Source organism: Bacillus sp. FSL W8-1141, assembly GCF_038593205.1.
GTDB classification, from domain to species: domain Bacteria; phylum Bacillota; class Bacilli; order Bacillales; family Bacillaceae; genus Bacillus; species Bacillus altitudinis.
In genome coordinates this window covers 2,194,868-2,211,698 of sequence record NZ_CP151973.1, presented here as the reverse complement: position 1 = coordinate 2,211,698, position 16,831 = coordinate 2,194,868, and the positions used below count along the sequence as shown (strand labels likewise).

Genomic DNA, 16,831 nt, shown 5'->3' with positions numbered 1-16,831 from the left:
CTCTTGACGCAGAGACGACAGAGCAAGCCATCAGAGCGATTACGTGATCGAATTTACCTGTCAACCTCTTCTCTCTTATTAGAAGAGGTTTTTTTATGTGCTCAAACTGGAAAAACGAAAAAAGACACGTCATAATATAGGTAATCATCATATTTAGAGGTGGCATATGACGAAAATTTTTGCACATAGAGGCTTTAAAGGAAACTATCCAGAGAACACCATGATTGCCTTTGAGCACGCACTCCATTCTGGAGCGGATGGGATTGAGCTTGATGTTCAGCTCACCAAGGACGGCAGACTAGCTGTCATTCACGATGAAAAGCTGAACCGAACGACCAATATGAAAGGGTTAGTGAAAGACTATACATATGAAGAGTTAAAAAGAGGAGATGCCAGTCATTCTTTCTATGATGAAACGGGTGCGGTCTCCATTCCTCTTTTAGAAGAAGTATTAGAGCTAGTGACGCAGAGATCATCCTTTATGATCAACATTGAATTAAAAAACTCTATTTATCGATATCCAGGGATTGAAGAAAAAGTAAAAGAGCAAATTGAGCACTTTCAAATAGAGGATCGAGTACTTGTCTCATCATTTCATCACGGCAGCTTAGCTCTTTTTCACAAGCTGATGCCTCACATTGAACTGGCGGTCCTCACGATGGATGTGATTCATCAACCGGACATGTATTTAAAAACAATCCCAGCTAAGGGCTACCATCCGAATATAAAGGGCGCTGGGGTGACAAAAGAAGTAGTAGCCGCTCTCCATGCGGACCAACAAGTGATTAGACCGTTTACTGTAAACAGTGAGAAGCAAATAAAAAATATGTTGAGATTGGGTGTTGATGGAATCTTTACTGATTTTCCTGATCGAGCCGTCAAAATAAGAGAAGAAATGAAATAAAGACCCGCTATCAACAGCGGGTCTTTTTCATGATTACCTTTGCTTAAAACGAGTTGTTACTTTATTTCGTTTACGGTCCCTATATAAAATAAATCCTGCAACAACATAAAGACCTCCCCCTAAAAATAACAACCCTGCAATTCCTTGCAGCCATAAATATGGAAATGGTGCAATGATGATGCCGAAAACAGTGTCACGCAGCAGCTTAATGCCAAGTGCTGCAAAGGCTCCAGGTATTAAAATAATCACTAATGCCAGTATTCTCCCCATCAAATGTCCCCTTAAACGTCATTTACTTCCATTGTCTAATTCAAAAAATATTTTGTCAAGAAAGGAAAACGTGGTAATATAGGTGTTGTGCAATTTTTTGCAACGGAAAAATATGGTGTGCAAAATTTTTCATATAAAGGGGTAACGGGATGCAGAGAGTCTTGATTGTCGGTGCAGGACAAGGTGGATCAGCACTGCTTGAAACATTGCTGAAAACAAATACGGTTCAAATCATTGCGATCGCCGACCTTGATCTCGAGGCACCGGGGATGGATGAAGCGAAAAAGAATGGAATTGAGACGACGACGGATTGGAAAGAATACATAAAAGATGACATTGATATCATCATTGAAACCACAGGCAGTTCTGCTGTACTGAAAGAATTAATTGAACAAAAACCAGAGCATGCTGTGATTGTGCCAAGCTCGATGGCATACGTCATTTCAGAATTAATGGCAGAGAAACAACAGCTCATTCAAATATTGAAGGAACAAACCTATAAACATGACCGCATTTTTAATGCAACGAACGATGGCATGATTTTTATTAATATGGATGAAGAAGTGGTACTGTTTAATCGATCGGCTGCCAAAATGGTGGGGTGTTCGCAAAAGGATGCGATTGGCCGTCACATTCGAGAAGTGATTCCGAACACGAAACTTCCCGATATACTAAGGTCAAGGGAGCCGGAATTTAACCAAAAGCAATTTTTGAATCAGCAAATTCAAATTGTGACCACCCGTCTGCCGATTATTGATGACGCGGGGAGAATGTTAGGTGCTTTATCCATCTTTAAAGACATTACAGATGCGGTGGAGCTTGCGGAAGAAGTAACAAACCTCAAAGAAGTAAGAACGATGCTTGAGGCCATTATTCAATCATCAGATGAAGCCATATCGGTTGTCGATGAGCAGGGGAAAGGTATTTTGATCAACCGTGCTTATACGAAAATGACCGGTTTAACGGATAAAGAGGTCGTGGGTAAACCAGCAGGAGCTGATATTTCCGAAGGGGAAAGCATGCACTTAAAGGTGCTTGAAACAAGAAGACCAGTTCGAGGCGTCAGAATGAAGGTTGGTCCAAATAAAAAAGATGTCATCGTCAATGTAGCACCTGTTATTGTTGACGGCATTCTAAAAGGCAGTGTCGGGGTCATTCACGATGTATCCGAAATTCAATCATTGACGAATGAATTAAATAAAGCAAGACAGCTCATCCGAACACTTGAAGCAAAGTACACATTTGAAGACATTATTGGAGAAAGTGAACAAATGCTTGTCGCACTTGAGCAGGCAAAGCTGGGCGCAAAAACGCCGGCAACCATTTTACTCCGCGGAGAATCAGGTACTGGGAAAGAGCTGTTTGCGCATGCCATTCACAATGAAAGTGATCGCAAGTACAACCGCTTTGTCCGTGTCAACTGTGCTGCCTTATCAGAAACTCTTTTAGAGTCAGAACTGTTTGGCTACGAGGAAGGAGCGTTTTCTGGTGCAAGGCGTGGCGGGAAAAAAGGGCTGTTTGAAGAAGCCAATCACGGCAGTATCTTTTTAGATGAAATCGGTGAAATGACGCCAAGTACCCAAGCGAAATTGCTGCGTGTCATGCAGGAAAAAGAAATTGTTCGGGTAGGCGGAACGAAAGCGATACCGGTTGATGTGCGTGTGATCACAGCGACAAATGTCAATATTGAAAAGGCGATGGCAGAAGGAAAGTTCAGAGAGGATTTATATTATCGAATGAACAGATACCCGATATCGATCCCACCGCTCAGACAGCGTCTCGAAGATATTGAATCATTAAGTAAACGCCTCATCCAGAAGATCAATTTAGACTATGGGCGAAACGTCAGCGGCTTAACAGATCGTGCGCTTAATAGACTTCGATCATATAGCTGGCCAGGCAACGTGAGAGAGCTTGAAAATGTGCTTGGACGAGCGATGATCTTTTTGAATCCGCAAGAAGAATGGATCGATGAAGCGCATATCGCCTTCATGGAGTCAGACGAGCATGAGGAAAAAGAGCAGCAGGAACTGGCTGTTAGTCAATTTGAGGGGGAGACGCTCTCGGATGCTGTAGAAGCATTTGAAGCGCAGTTGATCAAACAAACCCTTGAAAAACATCAATTCAATCGCACAAAAACAGCGAAAACGTTAGGGATCAGCATTCGAAATCTTTACTATAAAATGGATAAGTATCAGCTTGCAAAAGATAGCATGCAGTAACATGCACGTAACCTGCAAGAAATTGCATAATTTCTTTGCAAAAAGGCTTATTTTTCACACATTTCAAGCTGGCACGGAACTTGCATATAAAAAGAGGAACCGAGCACAAGGAAAGGTGGGCAAGTATGAAGCTTGACGATCTGATTATCAAAGCCTCGCAGCTGCAGAATAAAACAGCGGCTGTGGCTCATGCAGAAGACGAAGAAGTGCTTCATGCCATCAAAATGGCAATCGAACGAAAAGTCGCTCGCTTCCTGCTGGTTGGAAACAAACGCAACCTAAAGGAGCTAGTCAAACAGCATGAGATTAATGAAGACTGGATAGATATTATTCATTCAGATTCACCCGAAGAATCTGCCAAAATTGCCGTTCAGGCAGTAAGTGAAAATCATGCAGATATTCTCATGAAGGGGCATGTCCCGACAGCCGTACTGTTAAAAGCTGTCCTAAATAAAGAATATGGGCTTCGGACAGCGAGTGTCCTTTCACATGTTGCTGCCTTCGAAGTACCGGGCTTTGACCGTTTTATCTATGTGACGGACTCTGCGATGAACATTGCGCCTGATTTAAATATGCTGAAAGAAATTACGGTGAATTCCGTTCAAGTCGCACAAGCTGTCGGAAATGATATGCCCAAAGTGGCGGTATTATCAGCGGTAGAAGTCGTAAACCCAGCGATGGATTCGACGCTCACAGCTGCAAGCCTTGCGCAAATGAATCGAAGAGGTCAAATTTCTGGCTGTCTGATTGATGGGCCGCTTGCTTTAGATAATGCCATTTCTCAAACGGCAGCTTCTCATAAAAATATTACGAGTGATGTGGCTGGTCATGCAGATATTTTGCTTGTGCCAACCATTGAAGCAGGCAACATTCTTTATAAATCTCTCATCTACTTTGCTCATGCAAAAGTGGGAGCTGTGGTGGCAGGAGCGAAAGCACCGATTGCTTTAACAAGCCGGTCTGATTCAGCTGAAAGCAAGCTCTATTCAATTGCACTTGCCATCTGTACATCTAATTAAGCGAAAGTATTAGGAGGAATAGAAAATGGAACTTTTTAAATATATGGAACGATACGATTATGAACAGCTTGTATTTTGTCAGGATGAACAGTCTGGTTTAAAAGCCATCATTGCCATTCATGATACAACACTTGGGCCGGCACTCGGCGGAACAAGAATGTGGACATATGAAAATGAAGAAGCAGCTATCGAAGATGCCTTGCGTCTTGCAAGAGGTATGACTTATAAAAATGCGGCGGCAGGGCTTAACCTTGGCGGCGGTAAAACGGTCATCATTGGTGATCCGAGAAAAGAAAAAAATGAAGAAATGTTCCGTGCTTTTGGCCGTTACATTCAAGGATTAAATGGCCGTTATATCACCGCTGAAGATGTCGGTACAACGGTAGAAGATATGGATCTTATCCATGAAGAAACAGACTTTGTCACAGGCATCTCTCCTGCATTTGGTTCTTCAGGAAATCCATCTCCAGTGACTGCTTACGGTGTATATAAAGGGATGAAAGCAGCTGCAAAAGCAGCATTCGGTACAGATTCATTAGAAGGAAAAACAATTGCCGTTCAAGGTGTTGGAAACGTGGCTTACAACCTATGTAAACACCTGCATGAAGAAGGCGCACAGCTCATCGTCACTGATATCAACAAAGACTCAGTTCAGCGAGCTGTAGAAGACTTCGGTGCAAAAGCGGTAGACCCTGATGATATTTATGATCAAGAATGTGATATTTACGCACCATGTGCACTCGGTGCAACCATTAACGATGTGACAATTCCTAAATTAAAGGCAAAAGTCATCGCAGGTGCAGCGAATAACCAGCTGAGAGAAACACATCATGGAGATCTTATTCATGAAATGGGCATTGTGTACGCACCGGATTATGTGATCAATGCAGGCGGTGTGATTAACGTTGCAGATGAGCTTTATGGCTATAATGCAGATCGTGCAATGAAAAAAGTAGAAGGCATTTACCAAAACATTGAGCGAGTGATTGAAATCTCTAACCGTGATGCCATTCCCACTTATAAAGCGGCAGACCGATTGGCTGAAGAGCGAATTGAAAGAATGCGCAAATCAAGAAGCCAATTCCTGCAAAATGGTCAACATATTTTAAGTCGTCGCTAAATGGATGAATGAGTTGAAACGGAGGTTTTGTTTTTGCTGACAAAAGAATGGCGTATTCTCACTATTAATCCTGGCTCTACTTCAACAAAAATCGGTGTGTTTCATAATGAACGATCTATTTTTGAAACGACATTAAGACATACAGATGAGGAAATCAAGCAGTTTCCTCATATCATTGATCAATTTTCATTCCGTAAAGAAACCATTTTGAAAACACTGCATGAACAGGGGATGAACATCTCAAAGTTTGATGCAGTTTGCGCACGCGGTGGTCTTCTTCGTCCGATTGAAGGTGGCACATATGAAGTAAATGAGCAAATGGTTGAAGATCTAAAAGAAGGGTATGCTGGCCAGCACGCCTCTAATCTAGGCGGAATTATTGCCCGAGAAATTGCACTTGGCCTTAACATCCCAGCTTTTATTGTTGATCCCGTAGTCGTAGATGAACTACAGCCGATTGCTCGTATTTCAGGACTGCCAACAATTGAGCGGAAAAGCATTTTTCATGCCTTAAATCAAAAAGCAGTCGCAAGAAAAACGGCTGCTTCGTTTGGAAAGCGTTACGAAGATTTGAACATGATCATTACCCATATGGGCGGCGGAATTACGATTGGTGTACATCAAAAAGGAAAAGTCATTGATGTGAATAACGGTCTTCATGGCGAGGGTCCTTTCAGCCCAGAGCGGGCAGGTACTCTTCCAACAGGTGACCTTGTTAATTTATGCTTTTCTGGTGAATATTCGCAAGAGGAAATGCTCAAACGTATTATTGGCGAAGGCGGACTTGCGGGCTATCTTGGTACGACAGATGCAGTAAAAGTAGAGCGCATGATTGAAGCAGGCGATGAGCGTGCGGCGCTTATTTATGAAGCGATGTGCTATCAAATTGCCAAAGAAATCGGTGCGGCTAGTGCGGTTTTAAAAGGAGCTGTTGACGTCATTGTGTTAACAGGTGGCCTTGCGTACAGCAAACAAATTACGTCAAGCATTAGAGGATACATTGACTGGATTTCAGATGTTGTTGTGTACCCAGGTGAAAATGAATTGCAATCCTTAGCAGAAGGGGCGCTTCGCATTTTAAAAGAAGAAGAATCACCAAAAGAATACCCAAATGATCAAAAGGCGGAGAAAGGAGTGACAAGTCATGGCAACTGAATATGACCTCGTCATTCTTGGTGGAGGCACAGGCGGCTATGTAGCGGCCATTCGTGCCTCTCAACTTGGATTGAAAACAGCAGTCGTAGAAAAATCAAAGCTCGGTGGAACATGTCTTCATAAAGGCTGTATCCCATCTAAAGCGCTTCTTAGAAGTGCAGAAGTCTATCAAACGGTCAAACGTGCCGCTGATTTTGGCGTTGAAGCAAGCGGAATTGCCTTACAATTTGCCAACGTACAAAAAAGAAAAACAGAGATTGTCGACAAATTAGCAGGCGGCGTCAAACACTTAATGAAACAAGGGAAAATTGATGTATACGAAGGAATAGGCCGTATCCTAGGCCCTTCGATCTTTTCGCCAATGCCAGGCACCATCTCGGTAGAAATGGCGAATGGTGATGAAAATGAAATGCTGATTCCAAAGCAGGTCATCATTGCGACTGGGTCAAGACCGCGCGTCCTGCCCGGACTTGAAGCGGATGGAACACACATCCTTACATCAGACGAAGCACTTGAACTGCAAGAACTTCCTCAGTCCATGCTGATTGTCGGCGGAGGCGTGATTGGGATCGAATGGGCTTCCATGCTTAACGATTTTGGCGTTAAAGTCACAGTGATCGAATTTGCAGATCGCATTTTACCAACAGAGGATCAAGATATTTCTAAAGAAATGGAAAAGCTTTTAACGAAAAAGGGCATCACCTTAGTGACAAATGCGAAGGTTCTGCCAGATACTGCCGAAAAGCACGAGAATCTCGTCAAGATCCAAGTGGAACAAGGTGGAGACATTCAGTCGTTTGAAGCAGAGAAACTGCTTCTCTCAGTTGGCCGAGTGCCAAACGTGGAAGGCATAGGACTTGAAAACACGGACATCCAGACAGAAAAGCAAGGCATTGTCGTGAATGAGCATTATCAAACGAAAGAGTCGCATATTTACGCAATAGGTGATGTCATTGGCGGTCTTCAGCTGGCACATGTCGCATCACATGAAGGCATGATTGCAGTGGAACATATGGCTGGTCAAGATCCAAAGCCACTTGATGAAACGCTCGTGTCTAAATGTGTGTACTCTCACCCAGAAACCGCTAGTGTTGGACTGACTGAACAGGCGGCAAAAGAGCAAGGCTACGAAGTCAAGATTGGGAAGTTTCCCTTCATGGCCATCGGAAAAGCGCTTGTATTTGGAGAGTCTGATGGATTTGTCAAAATCATTGCTGACCAAAAGACAGATGATATCTTAGGGATTCATATGATTGGTCCTCATGTAACAGATATGATATCTGAAGCTGGATTAGCCAAAGTACTAGATGCAACTCCGTGGGAAGTGGGACAGACGATCCACCCGCACCCAACCTTGTCAGAAGCAATTGGCGAGGCAGCACTGGCTGTTGACGGAAAGGCGATCCATTTTTAATCAAGGAGGGAAACATGATGAGTAACATGCGTCATCAGGAATTAGGATTATCAGATGAACAAGCGATTGACATATATAGAACCATGCTTTTAGCAAGAAAAATTGATGAACGGATGTGGCTTTTAAACCGTTCTGGAAAAATTCCATTCGTCATCTCTTGTCAAGGACAGGAAGCGCAGCAAGTCGGTGCCGCTTTTGCCCTCAATAGGGAAGAGGATTACGTTTTACCTTATTACCGTGATATGGGGGTTGTCCTTGCATTCGGGATGACGGCGAAAGATTTAATGATGTCTGGTTTTGCGAAAAAAGACGATCCAAGCTCAGGCGGGAGACAGATGCCAGGTCATTTTGGGCAAAGATCAAACCGAATTGTGACTGGATCATCACCTGTGACAACACAGGTTCCTCATGCGGTTGGAATCGCACTTGCTGGGCGTCTAGAGCAAAAGAATTTTGTTAGCTTTGTCACGTTCGGTGAAGGCTCTTCAAACCAAGGGGACTTCCACGAAGGCGCCAACTTTGCTGCGGTGCATAAGCTGCCTGTTATTTTCATGTGTGAAAACAATAAGTATGCGATTTCTGTCCCGTATGACAAACAAGTGGCATGTGAGCGTATTTCAGATCGTGCAATAGGGTACGGAATGCCTGGAGTGACGGTTGATGGAAATGATCCGCTTGAAGTGTATGCAGCGGTCAAAGAAGCGAGAGACCGTGCGGCAAGAGGCGAAGGCCCAACATTGATCGAAACCATTTCTTACCGGTTAACTGCGCATTCCAGCGATGACGATGATTCTAGCTATCGAGAAAAGGAAGAAGTGCTCGAAGCAAGAAAGAAAGATCCGCTCATTCAATATGAAACGTACTTAATCGAAGGAAATGTCATGACTTCTGAAATGAAAGAAGAGATGACAAAAGAAATCATGCAAATCGTAAACGAAGCCACTGATGAAGCGGAAAACGCAGCTTATGCCGATGCAGAAAGCGCACTTCGTTACGTGTATGCGGAGTAAGGGGGAAGAAAAATGCCTGTTATGTCATATATAGACGCTATCACATTAGCGATGAAAGAAGAAATGGAGCGAGATCCGAAAGTGTTTGTGCTCGGAGAGGATGTCGGGAAAAAAGGCGGCGTATTTAAAGCAACAGCGGGTCTTTACGAGCAATTTGGAGAAGCGCGCGTCATGGATACACCTCTTGCCGAATCAGCGATTGCAGGTGTAGGTATTGGGGCTGCTATGTATGGAATGCGTCCGATCGCGGAGATGCAATTTGCGGATTTTATTATGCCAGCCATCAACCAAATTATTTCAGAGGCTGCAAAAATTAGATATCGTTCCAATAATGATTGGAGCTGCCCAATGGTCATTCGTGCTCCTTACGGGGGCGGCGTACACGGGGCGCTTTATCATTCGCAATCGGTCGAAGCCATTTTTGCCAATCAGCCAGGCTTAAAGATTGTGATGCCTTCTACACCCTATGATGTCAAAGGGTTGTTAAAAGCCGCAGTGCGTGATCCAGATCCTGTATTGTTCTTTGAACACAAACGTGCATACCGTCTCATTAAAGGAGAAGTGCCTGAAGAGGATTATACGCTCCCTATTGGAAAAGCGGATGTGAAACGAGAAGGCGATGACATTACGGTCATTACATATGGCCTTTGTGTTCATTTTGCCCTCCAAGCAGCAGAGCGCCTTGCGAAGGACGGAATTTCTGCTCATATTCTCGATTTACGTACAGTGTACCCGCTGGATCAAGAAGCGATTATTGAAGCGGCATCAAAAACAGGGAAAGTACTCTTGTTAACAGAAGACACAAAAGAAGGAAGCATCATGAGTGAAGTGGCGGCCATCATTTCAGAGCACTGCTTGTTTGATTTAGATGCGCCAATTAGACGTCTAGCAGGACCTGATATCCCTGCAATGCCTTATGCACCGACAATGGAGAAATTCTTCATGGTTAATCCGGATAAGGTAGAAGCTGAAATGAGAGAACTAGCGGCGTTTTAAGAAAGAGGAGGGTTTCAAAGTGGCAACTGAACAAATGAAAATGCCTCAGCTTGGTGAAAGTGTAACAGAAGGAACCATTAGCAAATGGCTCGTTTCACCTGGCGATCATGTGAATAAATACGATCCGATTGCGGAAGTCATGACAGATAAAGTAAATGCAGAGGTTCCATCATCCTTTACAGGAACAATCACTAAACTAGCGGCTGCAGAAGGTGATACACTTCAAGTAGGAGAAGTGTTTTGTGAAATTGAAGTAGAAGGCAGTGCGCAGCAGAGTGCGAAAGAAGAAGAGGCACCTCTGCAAAGTGAAGCACCAAAAGCTGACGAAACAAACCCGGATCAGAGTCAAAAGAAACGATACTCTCCGGCAGTCCTGCGTTTAGCAGATGAGCACGGAATTGATTTAACGGCTGTTCAAGGAACGGGAGCTGGCGGCAGAATCACAAGAAAAGATTTGCTGAAGCTTATCGAGAGTGGAGGCGTAAAAGAAACGGCAGCACCTGTGAGTGAAGGTACGGGTCAAACAGAACCTGCGCAACCGTCACAAGCAAAAGCGGCTCCTTCCATCTCTTCAATGCCTGGCGATGTAGAGCTACCCGTCACGCCGATTAGACAGGCGATTGCCGCAAACATGCTAAGAAGCAAGCATGAAATTCCACATGCCTGGACGATGATGGAAGTGGATGTGACAAACCTTGTGACAAGAAGAAATCAGCTAAAAGATCAATTCAAAGCAAAAGAAGGCTTTAATTTGACGTTTTTTGCGTTCTTTGTCAAAGCAGTGGCTCAGGCCTTAAAGGAATTCCCTGAAATGAACAGCATGTGGGCTGGTGATAAAATTGTTCAAAAGAAAGCGATCAATGTCTCCATTGCTGTTGCGACAGATGATGCTCTTTTTGTCCCAGTGATTAAAGATGCGGATGAGAAAACGATTAAGGGAATCGCCAAAGAAATTCATGAACTTGCTTCCAAGGTCAGACAAGGCAAACTGAAGCAAAGTGACATGGAAGGCGGTACTTTTACTGTGAACAACACAGGTTCATTTGGTTCGGTTCAATCAATGGGGATTATTAACTATCCGCAAGCAGCCATTTTACAAGTAGAATCTATTGTAAAGCGCCCGATGATTGTAAATGGTATGATTGCCGCAAGAGATATGGTGAATCTTTGTCTTTCATTAGATCATAGAGTACTCGATGGTCTTGTATGCGGTAGATTCCTGCAAAGAATCAAACAAATTCTTGAAGGCATTGACGAAGAGACGTCCGTCTATTAAGCTCATTTATATGTCCCCTTCTCACAATGAGAGGGGGATTTCCATATCAATCAGAAAGGAGCGATGAGATGTCTGGACTAGATTTTTTTGCTTTTCTTACGATCGGTCTGATGTTTATCACAGCCATTGCGTTCGCTTTTCTTCGGTATATTTCCAAATCACGCAATCATCCTGAACGCTTACTGCTCATCATATCGATCGTTTCAATCATTCAAATCGCCTATTGCTTGTTGATGATAGGAGGATTTAAAGGAGTCGCCAATAGTTTATTAGGCATTTCCCTTCTGATAGGTACACTGCTAGGGTATGCACTTGAATATTTATACAGACGTTATATCAAAAAAACGCCCGCATCGAAATGATGCAGGCGTTTTCTTTATTCTGCTGGAACAATAAAGGTCAAATGCTGTTTTAATACTTCAAGGGAAGAAGGAGCGGTCATGTATACTTCACCATCTGTATCTGCATCCATTTCCTCTTTAGTATGAATATGAATGCGGGATGCTTGTATAAGAGACAGGTCACCTTTAAAATCCTCTAGCTCTTCGCGGTTCATTGAAAAAATCTCTTTTAAAGCAGAGAAACTCGTATTTCTGCAAATTAAAATTTCGGCTTTTCCATCATCAATTGAAGCATTTGGCAGATCTAATTTATTTGTACCGATAAAGTGCCCATTCATGACAAGGACAATCACAGCTTCTTCTTCCCAGTTTTCCTCTTCAGTTTCAATGCGTACGTAGAAAGGTTCTGTCTGCTGAAGGGTTCGAAGAGCGCTCGTGAAGTAGCTGATTTTTCCGAGGACAGCTTTTTCTTTATCATTAATATTGTTTGAGGTATCTGCGATGAGACCAATCCCCCAAAAATTTAAAAGGTATCGATCCTCTGCTTTGATTAAATCGACCTTTTTTTCAGTGCCATCTATCACCATTTGAGCGGCCTTTGGCATCTGCTGAGGGATGCCCAGCGTTCTAGAAAAGTCATTGCACGTCCCGCCAGGTAAGATCGCTACAGTCGGCCTTTTTTCTAAACCGCCAATTCCATTCATACATTCATGGACGGTTCCGTCTCCGCCTAGTATAATCAGCAATTCAATCGACTCATCCATTTCACGGCAGAAATGATAGGCATCATTCGGCTGTTTTGTAGGCTTAAGGATGAGTTCATCAATATGTAAAGAAAGAAGAGGCACTGTTTGACCTAGTGTTTTTTCCATGTTTTTTTGTCCAGCATTTCCGTTATAAATGAGTATCGCTTTTTTGAATTGTGCCATCACGCAGTTCTCCCTTTCATCACTTTACTATCACTTTTCCCCAATTCCACAGGTCATAAACGACGTTTGAAAAAAGTGAAGGGGGCGAAACAAGACATTTGCCCGCCGGCGTTTTCCTTGATATGATGTAGTTAAAATGGTTTGGTACGTAGAAGGAGTGGACGGTTATGAATATTGATTTTAATTTATTTATGAATGATATTGTGAAACAAGCACGAGAAGAGATTAAACAGGCAGGTTATACGGAACTGACAACAGCTGAAGAAGTCGATGAAGCGCTGACGAAAAAAGGAACGACACTTGTCATGGTGAATTCAGTGTGCGGCTGTGCAGGCGGTATTGCTAGACCAGCGGCTGGTTATTCTGTTCATTACGATAAGCGTCCAGACCAATTGCTCACAGTGTTTGCTGGACAGGACAAAGAAGCAACCGCAAGAGCACGTGAATACTTTGAAGGCTTCCCGCCATCTTCACCATCATTTGCTCTATTAAAAGACGGGAAAATCATGAAAATGGTCGAACGTCACGAAATCGAAGGACATGAACCGATGGAAGTGGTGTCAAAACTTCAAGCCGCTTTCGATGAGTATTGCGAAGAAGTGTAACATGTACTTTTGAATGAATCATTTAGAGGCAGTCCGGTCTTTTGATCGGTCTGTTTTTTTGTTTTATATGACATACGAATCAAAATAATTTTAGCAAAATACTATTGCATATCAAAAAGAAAGTGTTTAAAATACATTATAGTGAATAAATATTCAAATCTACTCATGATTTTAAATACTAGGAGGCATTATCATATGAAAAAGTGGTTATTATTACTTATGACAGCTGGTCTTGCAGCTGCATTAGCAGCATGCGGAACTTCTTCTAATAATTCAAACGCATCAGGAGACGACAAAACACTCATTATGGCGACTTCAGCAGATTATCCGCCATTTGAATCAAAAGACGGTGATAAAATTATCGGTTTTGATGTCGACCTTGCTACAGCTCTAGCGAAAAAGAACGGCTATAAGCTAGAAATTCAAGATATGGACTTTGCAAGCCTCGTGTCAGCTCTTAAAACAAATAAAGCTGATATTGTGCTTGCAGGCATGACGCCTACTGAAAAGCGTAAAAAACAAGTTGATTTCTCAGATGTTTACTACAACGCTGAAAACTTGGTTGTATCAAAAAAATCTAGCGGTATAAAAACAGAGAAAGATTTAAAAGACAAAACGGTTGGCGTTCAATTAGGTTCTATCCAGCAAGATGAAGCAAACGGATTGCAAAAGAAATATAACTTAACGGTTGAAGATCGTAATAAAATCTCTGATATCATTCAAGAAATTAAAGCAGGCCGTTTTGATGCAGCCATTATTGAAGATAAAGTAGCAGCTGGCTACTTGAAAAAGGAAAAAGATTTCCAAGCATTTGGATTGAATAGCTCAAACGAAGGTTCAGCCATTGCATTCAAAAAAAATAGCGACTTAACAGCGAAATTCAATAAATCATTAAAAGAAATGAAGGATAATGGCGAACTTGATAAACTCATTAAAAAATGGTTTGCTGATGAAAAGTAAGTCAGGAAAAGGATCAGCGTCATTCATGAAAATCAAGTAGAAAGCGCTGAAAAGTTCAACATGTGTTGAACTTTTTTCCTGTTTATTCTTTGATTTTATCTGTAGGAAAAAAGGAGAATATCATGATGGATTTTAAAGATGTAATACCTCAGATGCCCTTTATTTTAGAAGGTCTTAAAGTAACGCTTTCTATTGTTGTGGTATCACTGTTCCTTGGTTTTATTTTAGGGATCTTATTAACGCTCTGTAAAATTAGTGTATTTAAGCCGCTTATCTGGCTTGCCGATTTTTATACGTCAATCTTCCGAGGCACACCGCTTGTGCTTCAGCTTTTGATTATTTATTTTGGTCTTCCGCAGCTGCTCGGCTTTCAAATTGATCAATACTGGGCAGCTGTAGCCGCCTTTTCACTAAACTCGGCGGCGTACGTTTCTGAGATCATTCGTGCGGGAATCAATGCCATTGATAAAGGGCAAAAAGAAGCGGCCGTTGCTTTAGGTATCCCGTATGCTAAAATGATGAAGGACTTATTGCTTCCGCAAGCATTCAAAAATATTTCCCCAGCACTAGTGAACGAAACGATTACACTGACAAAAGAATCAGCGATTGTCACAGTCATTGGACTGGGCGATGTCATGAGACGAGCCTATCAAGCAGGTGCCGTCACCTATAACTATCTTGAACCGCTTATTTTTGCGGGTCTCATCTATTATGTCATCGTGCTTATTCTTACCTTCGTCGGCAAATCGGTGGAAAGGAAGTTAAAATCAAATGATTAAAATAGAGAAACTCACAAAATCTTTCGGTAAAAATGAAGTGTTGAAAGGGATTGATACCACGATTAAAGAAGGCGAAGTGGTAGCTGTCATCGGGCCGTCTGGTTCAGGAAAATCAACATTTCTTCGCTGTATTAACTTACTTGAAAAACCGACTTCTGGAGTGATTACGATTCAGGGGACGGAAATTACCAATCCAAAAACAAATGCACTAAAAGTGCGCGAGAATATTGGTATGGTGTTTCAACATTTTCACTTATTCCCGCACAAAACAGTGCTAGAAAATATTACGTATGCGCCAATGAATGTGAAGAACCAATCGAAGGAAGACAGCATCAAGCAGGCAGAGGATCTTTTAAAAAAGGTCGGACTTTTAGAGAAAAAAGATGATTATCCGAACCGGCTGTCAGGTGGTCAAAAGCAGCGTGTCGCCATTGCACGTGCCCTTGCGATGACACCAGACATCATGCTTTTTGACGAGCCGACGTCTGCTCTTGATCCAGAAATGGTAAAGGAAGTATTAGAGGTCATGAAAGAGCTCGCTCAATCTGGGATGACGCTGATGATCGTCACACATGAAATGGGCTTTGCAAAAGAAGTAGCAGACCGTGTGATCTTTATGGATGATGGGAAAATTGTAGAGGATGCAAATCCTGTAGAATTCTTTGAATCTCCGTCTTCACAGCGTGCTCAAGATTTCTTACAAAAAATATTATAATGAAAAAAACGAGGAGGAGACTTAACATCTCCTTCTTTTTTTGATTATAATGGGGAAAGTAAAAAAAGTTCATCATTTCACAAAAGTAGACAGAAAAGAGTGAATCACATCATGTTTAAAATCGGCTACCGAACGCTGAAAACAGCATTAGGAACAGCTCTAGCCATTTATATTGCACAAATGCTCGGTCTGCAAAACTATTCAGCTGCCGGCATTATTACGATCCTTTGTATTCAGGTGACGAAAAAAAGGTCACTCCTCGCATCTGGGGCCCGCTTTGCCGCATGCAGTCTTGCCATCTTATTTTCTTATTTGTTTTTTGATCTAATTGGTTATCATCCTTTCGTCATTGGACTGATGCTGCTCGTCTTTATTCCAACAACGGTCTTACTTCGGATTAAAGAAGGGATTGTCACAAGTTCAGTGATTATCCTTCATTTGTATATGTCTGGAGGCATTACGCTTCATCTCATCTGGAATGAGCTTTTACTCATCACCATTGGTGTAGGGGTCGCACTCATTATGAACCTGTATATGCCTAGCGTTGATAAAAAGCTGAAACAATACAGTGAACAAATTGAAGCGAATTTTGCGAAAATCTTTGAAGAAATCGAGCAATATTTAATGACCGGAAAACAAGACTGGACAGGAAAAGAAATTCCAGAGACGCATCAATTGATTAAAGAAGCGAAAGCTCTTGCATACCGTGATGTTGAAAATCATGTCTTAAGACATGAAAATCTCTATTATCATTATTTCAACATGAGACAAAAGCAATTTGAAATCATTGAGCGGGTGCTTCCGAAAATTACGTCCATATCTGTTACAACGGAGCATGGGCAAATCATTGCAGAATATATTAGAGATTTACGAGAACATATTCACCCAGGGAACACGGCGCATAAGTTCTTAAGACGCCTGATTGATATGAAAGAAGAGTTTGATGCACTGCCGCTTCCGCAAACACGTGAAGAATTTGAAGCTAGAGCCGCACTCTTTCATTTCCTCGGGGAAATGGAACAATATTTGGTGTTGAAAAGTTATTTTAAAGGGATGAAAGAATAAAGACGCATGAGTTCCTCCTTCATTGGTCAATCTAATGAAAAAGGAGGAGCC

General features: G+C 42.3%; 17 protein-coding genes. 15 read left to right on the top strand and 2 right to left on the bottom strand.

Annotation, left to right across the window (positions count from 1 at the left end; all coding sequences use genetic code 11):
- Positions 1 to 166: 166 nt before the first annotated feature.
- Complete coding sequence (locus NSQ52_RS11235) at positions 167 to 904, top strand: glycerophosphodiester phosphodiesterase (protein ID WP_274660593.1); 738 nt, start codon at positions 167 to 169, stop codon at positions 902 to 904.
- A 33-nt stretch (positions 905 to 937) separates the two neighbouring features.
- On the opposite strand, the gene NSQ52_RS11230 is transcribed toward NSQ52_RS11235, so the two are convergent.
- Positions 938 to 1,174: a DUF2627 domain-containing protein gene (locus NSQ52_RS11230; RefSeq protein WP_017357960.1), complete on the bottom strand. Its 237-nt coding sequence runs from the start codon at positions 1,172 to 1,174 to the stop codon at positions 938 to 940.
- 149 nt (positions 1,175 to 1,323) lie between these two features.
- On the opposite strand from NSQ52_RS11230, the gene NSQ52_RS11225 reads away from it, so the two are divergent.
- From NSQ52_RS11225 to NSQ52_RS11185, 9 genes are all read left to right on the top strand, one after another.
- Entirely contained in the window at positions 1,324 to 3,396 is a 2,073-nt protein-coding gene (locus tag NSQ52_RS11225; RefSeq protein ID WP_041506974.1) for a sigma-54-dependent Fis family transcriptional regulator, read from the top strand.
- A gap of 125 nt (positions 3,397 to 3,521) precedes the next feature.
- On the top strand, positions 3,522 to 4,415 hold the full coding sequence (gene yqiS / locus NSQ52_RS11220) for a phosphate butyryltransferase (RefSeq protein ID WP_008342231.1): 894 nt from the start codon (positions 3,522 to 3,524) through the stop codon (positions 4,413 to 4,415).
- Positions 4,416 to 4,440: 25 nt separating this feature from the next.
- Positions 4,441 to 5,535 carry a branched-chain amino acid dehydrogenase gene (bcd, locus tag NSQ52_RS11215; protein ID WP_024718888.1) on the top strand — a complete coding sequence of 365 codons (1,095 nt, stop codon included), beginning with the start codon at positions 4,441 to 4,443 and terminating at the stop codon, positions 5,533 to 5,535.
- Between the two features lie 27 nt (positions 5,536 to 5,562).
- Positions 5,563 to 6,690 carry a butyrate kinase gene (buk, locus tag NSQ52_RS11210; protein ID WP_026050108.1) on the top strand — a complete coding sequence of 376 codons (1,128 nt, stop codon included), beginning with the start codon at positions 5,563 to 5,565 and terminating at the stop codon, positions 6,688 to 6,690.
- On the top strand, positions 6,680 to 8,104 hold the full coding sequence (gene lpdA, locus NSQ52_RS11205) for a dihydrolipoyl dehydrogenase (protein WP_135009229.1): 1,425 nt from the start codon (positions 6,680 to 6,682) through the stop codon (positions 8,102 to 8,104). The genes buk and lpdA overlap by 11 nt, the downstream gene beginning before the upstream one ends.
- Positions 8,105 to 8,121: 17 nt before the next feature.
- On the top strand, positions 8,122 to 9,114 hold the full coding sequence (locus NSQ52_RS11200; RefSeq protein WP_039165916.1) for a thiamine pyrophosphate-dependent dehydrogenase E1 component subunit alpha: 993 nt from the start codon (positions 8,122 to 8,124) through the stop codon (positions 9,112 to 9,114).
- 12 nt (positions 9,115 to 9,126) lie between these two features.
- Positions 9,127 to 10,110, top strand: coding sequence for an alpha-ketoacid dehydrogenase subunit beta (locus tag NSQ52_RS11195; protein ID WP_096881610.1), 984 nt, complete (start codon positions 9,127 to 9,129; stop codon positions 10,108 to 10,110).
- A gap of 19 nt (positions 10,111 to 10,129) precedes the next feature.
- The gene (locus NSQ52_RS11190; RefSeq protein WP_342473339.1) at positions 10,130 to 11,386 is read left to right on the top strand and encodes a dihydrolipoamide acetyltransferase family protein; all 1,257 of its coding nucleotides are present in this window, start codon (positions 10,130 to 10,132) and stop codon (positions 11,384 to 11,386) included.
- A 68-nt stretch (positions 11,387 to 11,454) separates the two neighbouring features.
- Positions 11,455 to 11,748, top strand: a complete 294-nt coding sequence (locus NSQ52_RS11185; RefSeq protein WP_008342236.1) for a YesK-like family protein — start codon at positions 11,455 to 11,457, stop codon at positions 11,746 to 11,748.
- A 14-nt stretch (positions 11,749 to 11,762) separates the two neighbouring features.
- On the opposite strand, the gene NSQ52_RS11180 is transcribed toward NSQ52_RS11185, so the two are convergent.
- Positions 11,763 to 12,656, bottom strand: a complete 894-nt coding sequence (locus NSQ52_RS11180) for a YegS/Rv2252/BmrU family lipid kinase (RefSeq protein WP_326241961.1) — start codon at positions 12,654 to 12,656, stop codon at positions 11,763 to 11,765.
- Positions 12,657 to 12,823: 167 nt separating this feature from the next.
- Between NSQ52_RS11180 and NSQ52_RS11175 the strand changes: the two genes are divergently transcribed.
- The 5 genes from NSQ52_RS11175 (at position 12,824) to NSQ52_RS11155 (ending at position 16,780) form a co-directional block, all read left to right on the top strand.
- Positions 12,824 to 13,261, top strand: a complete 438-nt coding sequence (locus tag NSQ52_RS11175; protein WP_024718894.1) for a BrxA/BrxB family bacilliredoxin — start codon at positions 12,824 to 12,826, stop codon at positions 13,259 to 13,261.
- A 195-nt stretch (positions 13,262 to 13,456) separates the two neighbouring features.
- Entirely contained in the window at positions 13,457 to 14,221 is a 765-nt protein-coding gene (locus NSQ52_RS11170) for a transporter substrate-binding domain-containing protein (RefSeq protein WP_008342238.1), read from the top strand.
- A 119-nt stretch (positions 14,222 to 14,340) separates the two neighbouring features.
- Positions 14,341 to 15,000: an amino acid ABC transporter permease gene (locus tag NSQ52_RS11165; protein WP_024718895.1), complete on the top strand. Its 660-nt coding sequence runs from the start codon at positions 14,341 to 14,343 to the stop codon at positions 14,998 to 15,000.
- On the top strand, positions 14,993 to 15,715 hold the full coding sequence (locus NSQ52_RS11160; protein ID WP_008342240.1) for an amino acid ABC transporter ATP-binding protein: 723 nt from the start codon (positions 14,993 to 14,995) through the stop codon (positions 15,713 to 15,715). The genes NSQ52_RS11165 and NSQ52_RS11160 overlap by 8 nt, the downstream gene beginning before the upstream one ends.
- Before the next feature lie 111 nt (positions 15,716 to 15,826).
- The gene (locus NSQ52_RS11155; RefSeq protein WP_007501130.1) at positions 15,827 to 16,780 is read left to right on the top strand and encodes an aromatic acid exporter family protein; all 954 of its coding nucleotides are present in this window, start codon (positions 15,827 to 15,829) and stop codon (positions 16,778 to 16,780) included.
- The last annotated feature ends 51 nt before the right edge of the window (positions 16,781 to 16,831 follow it).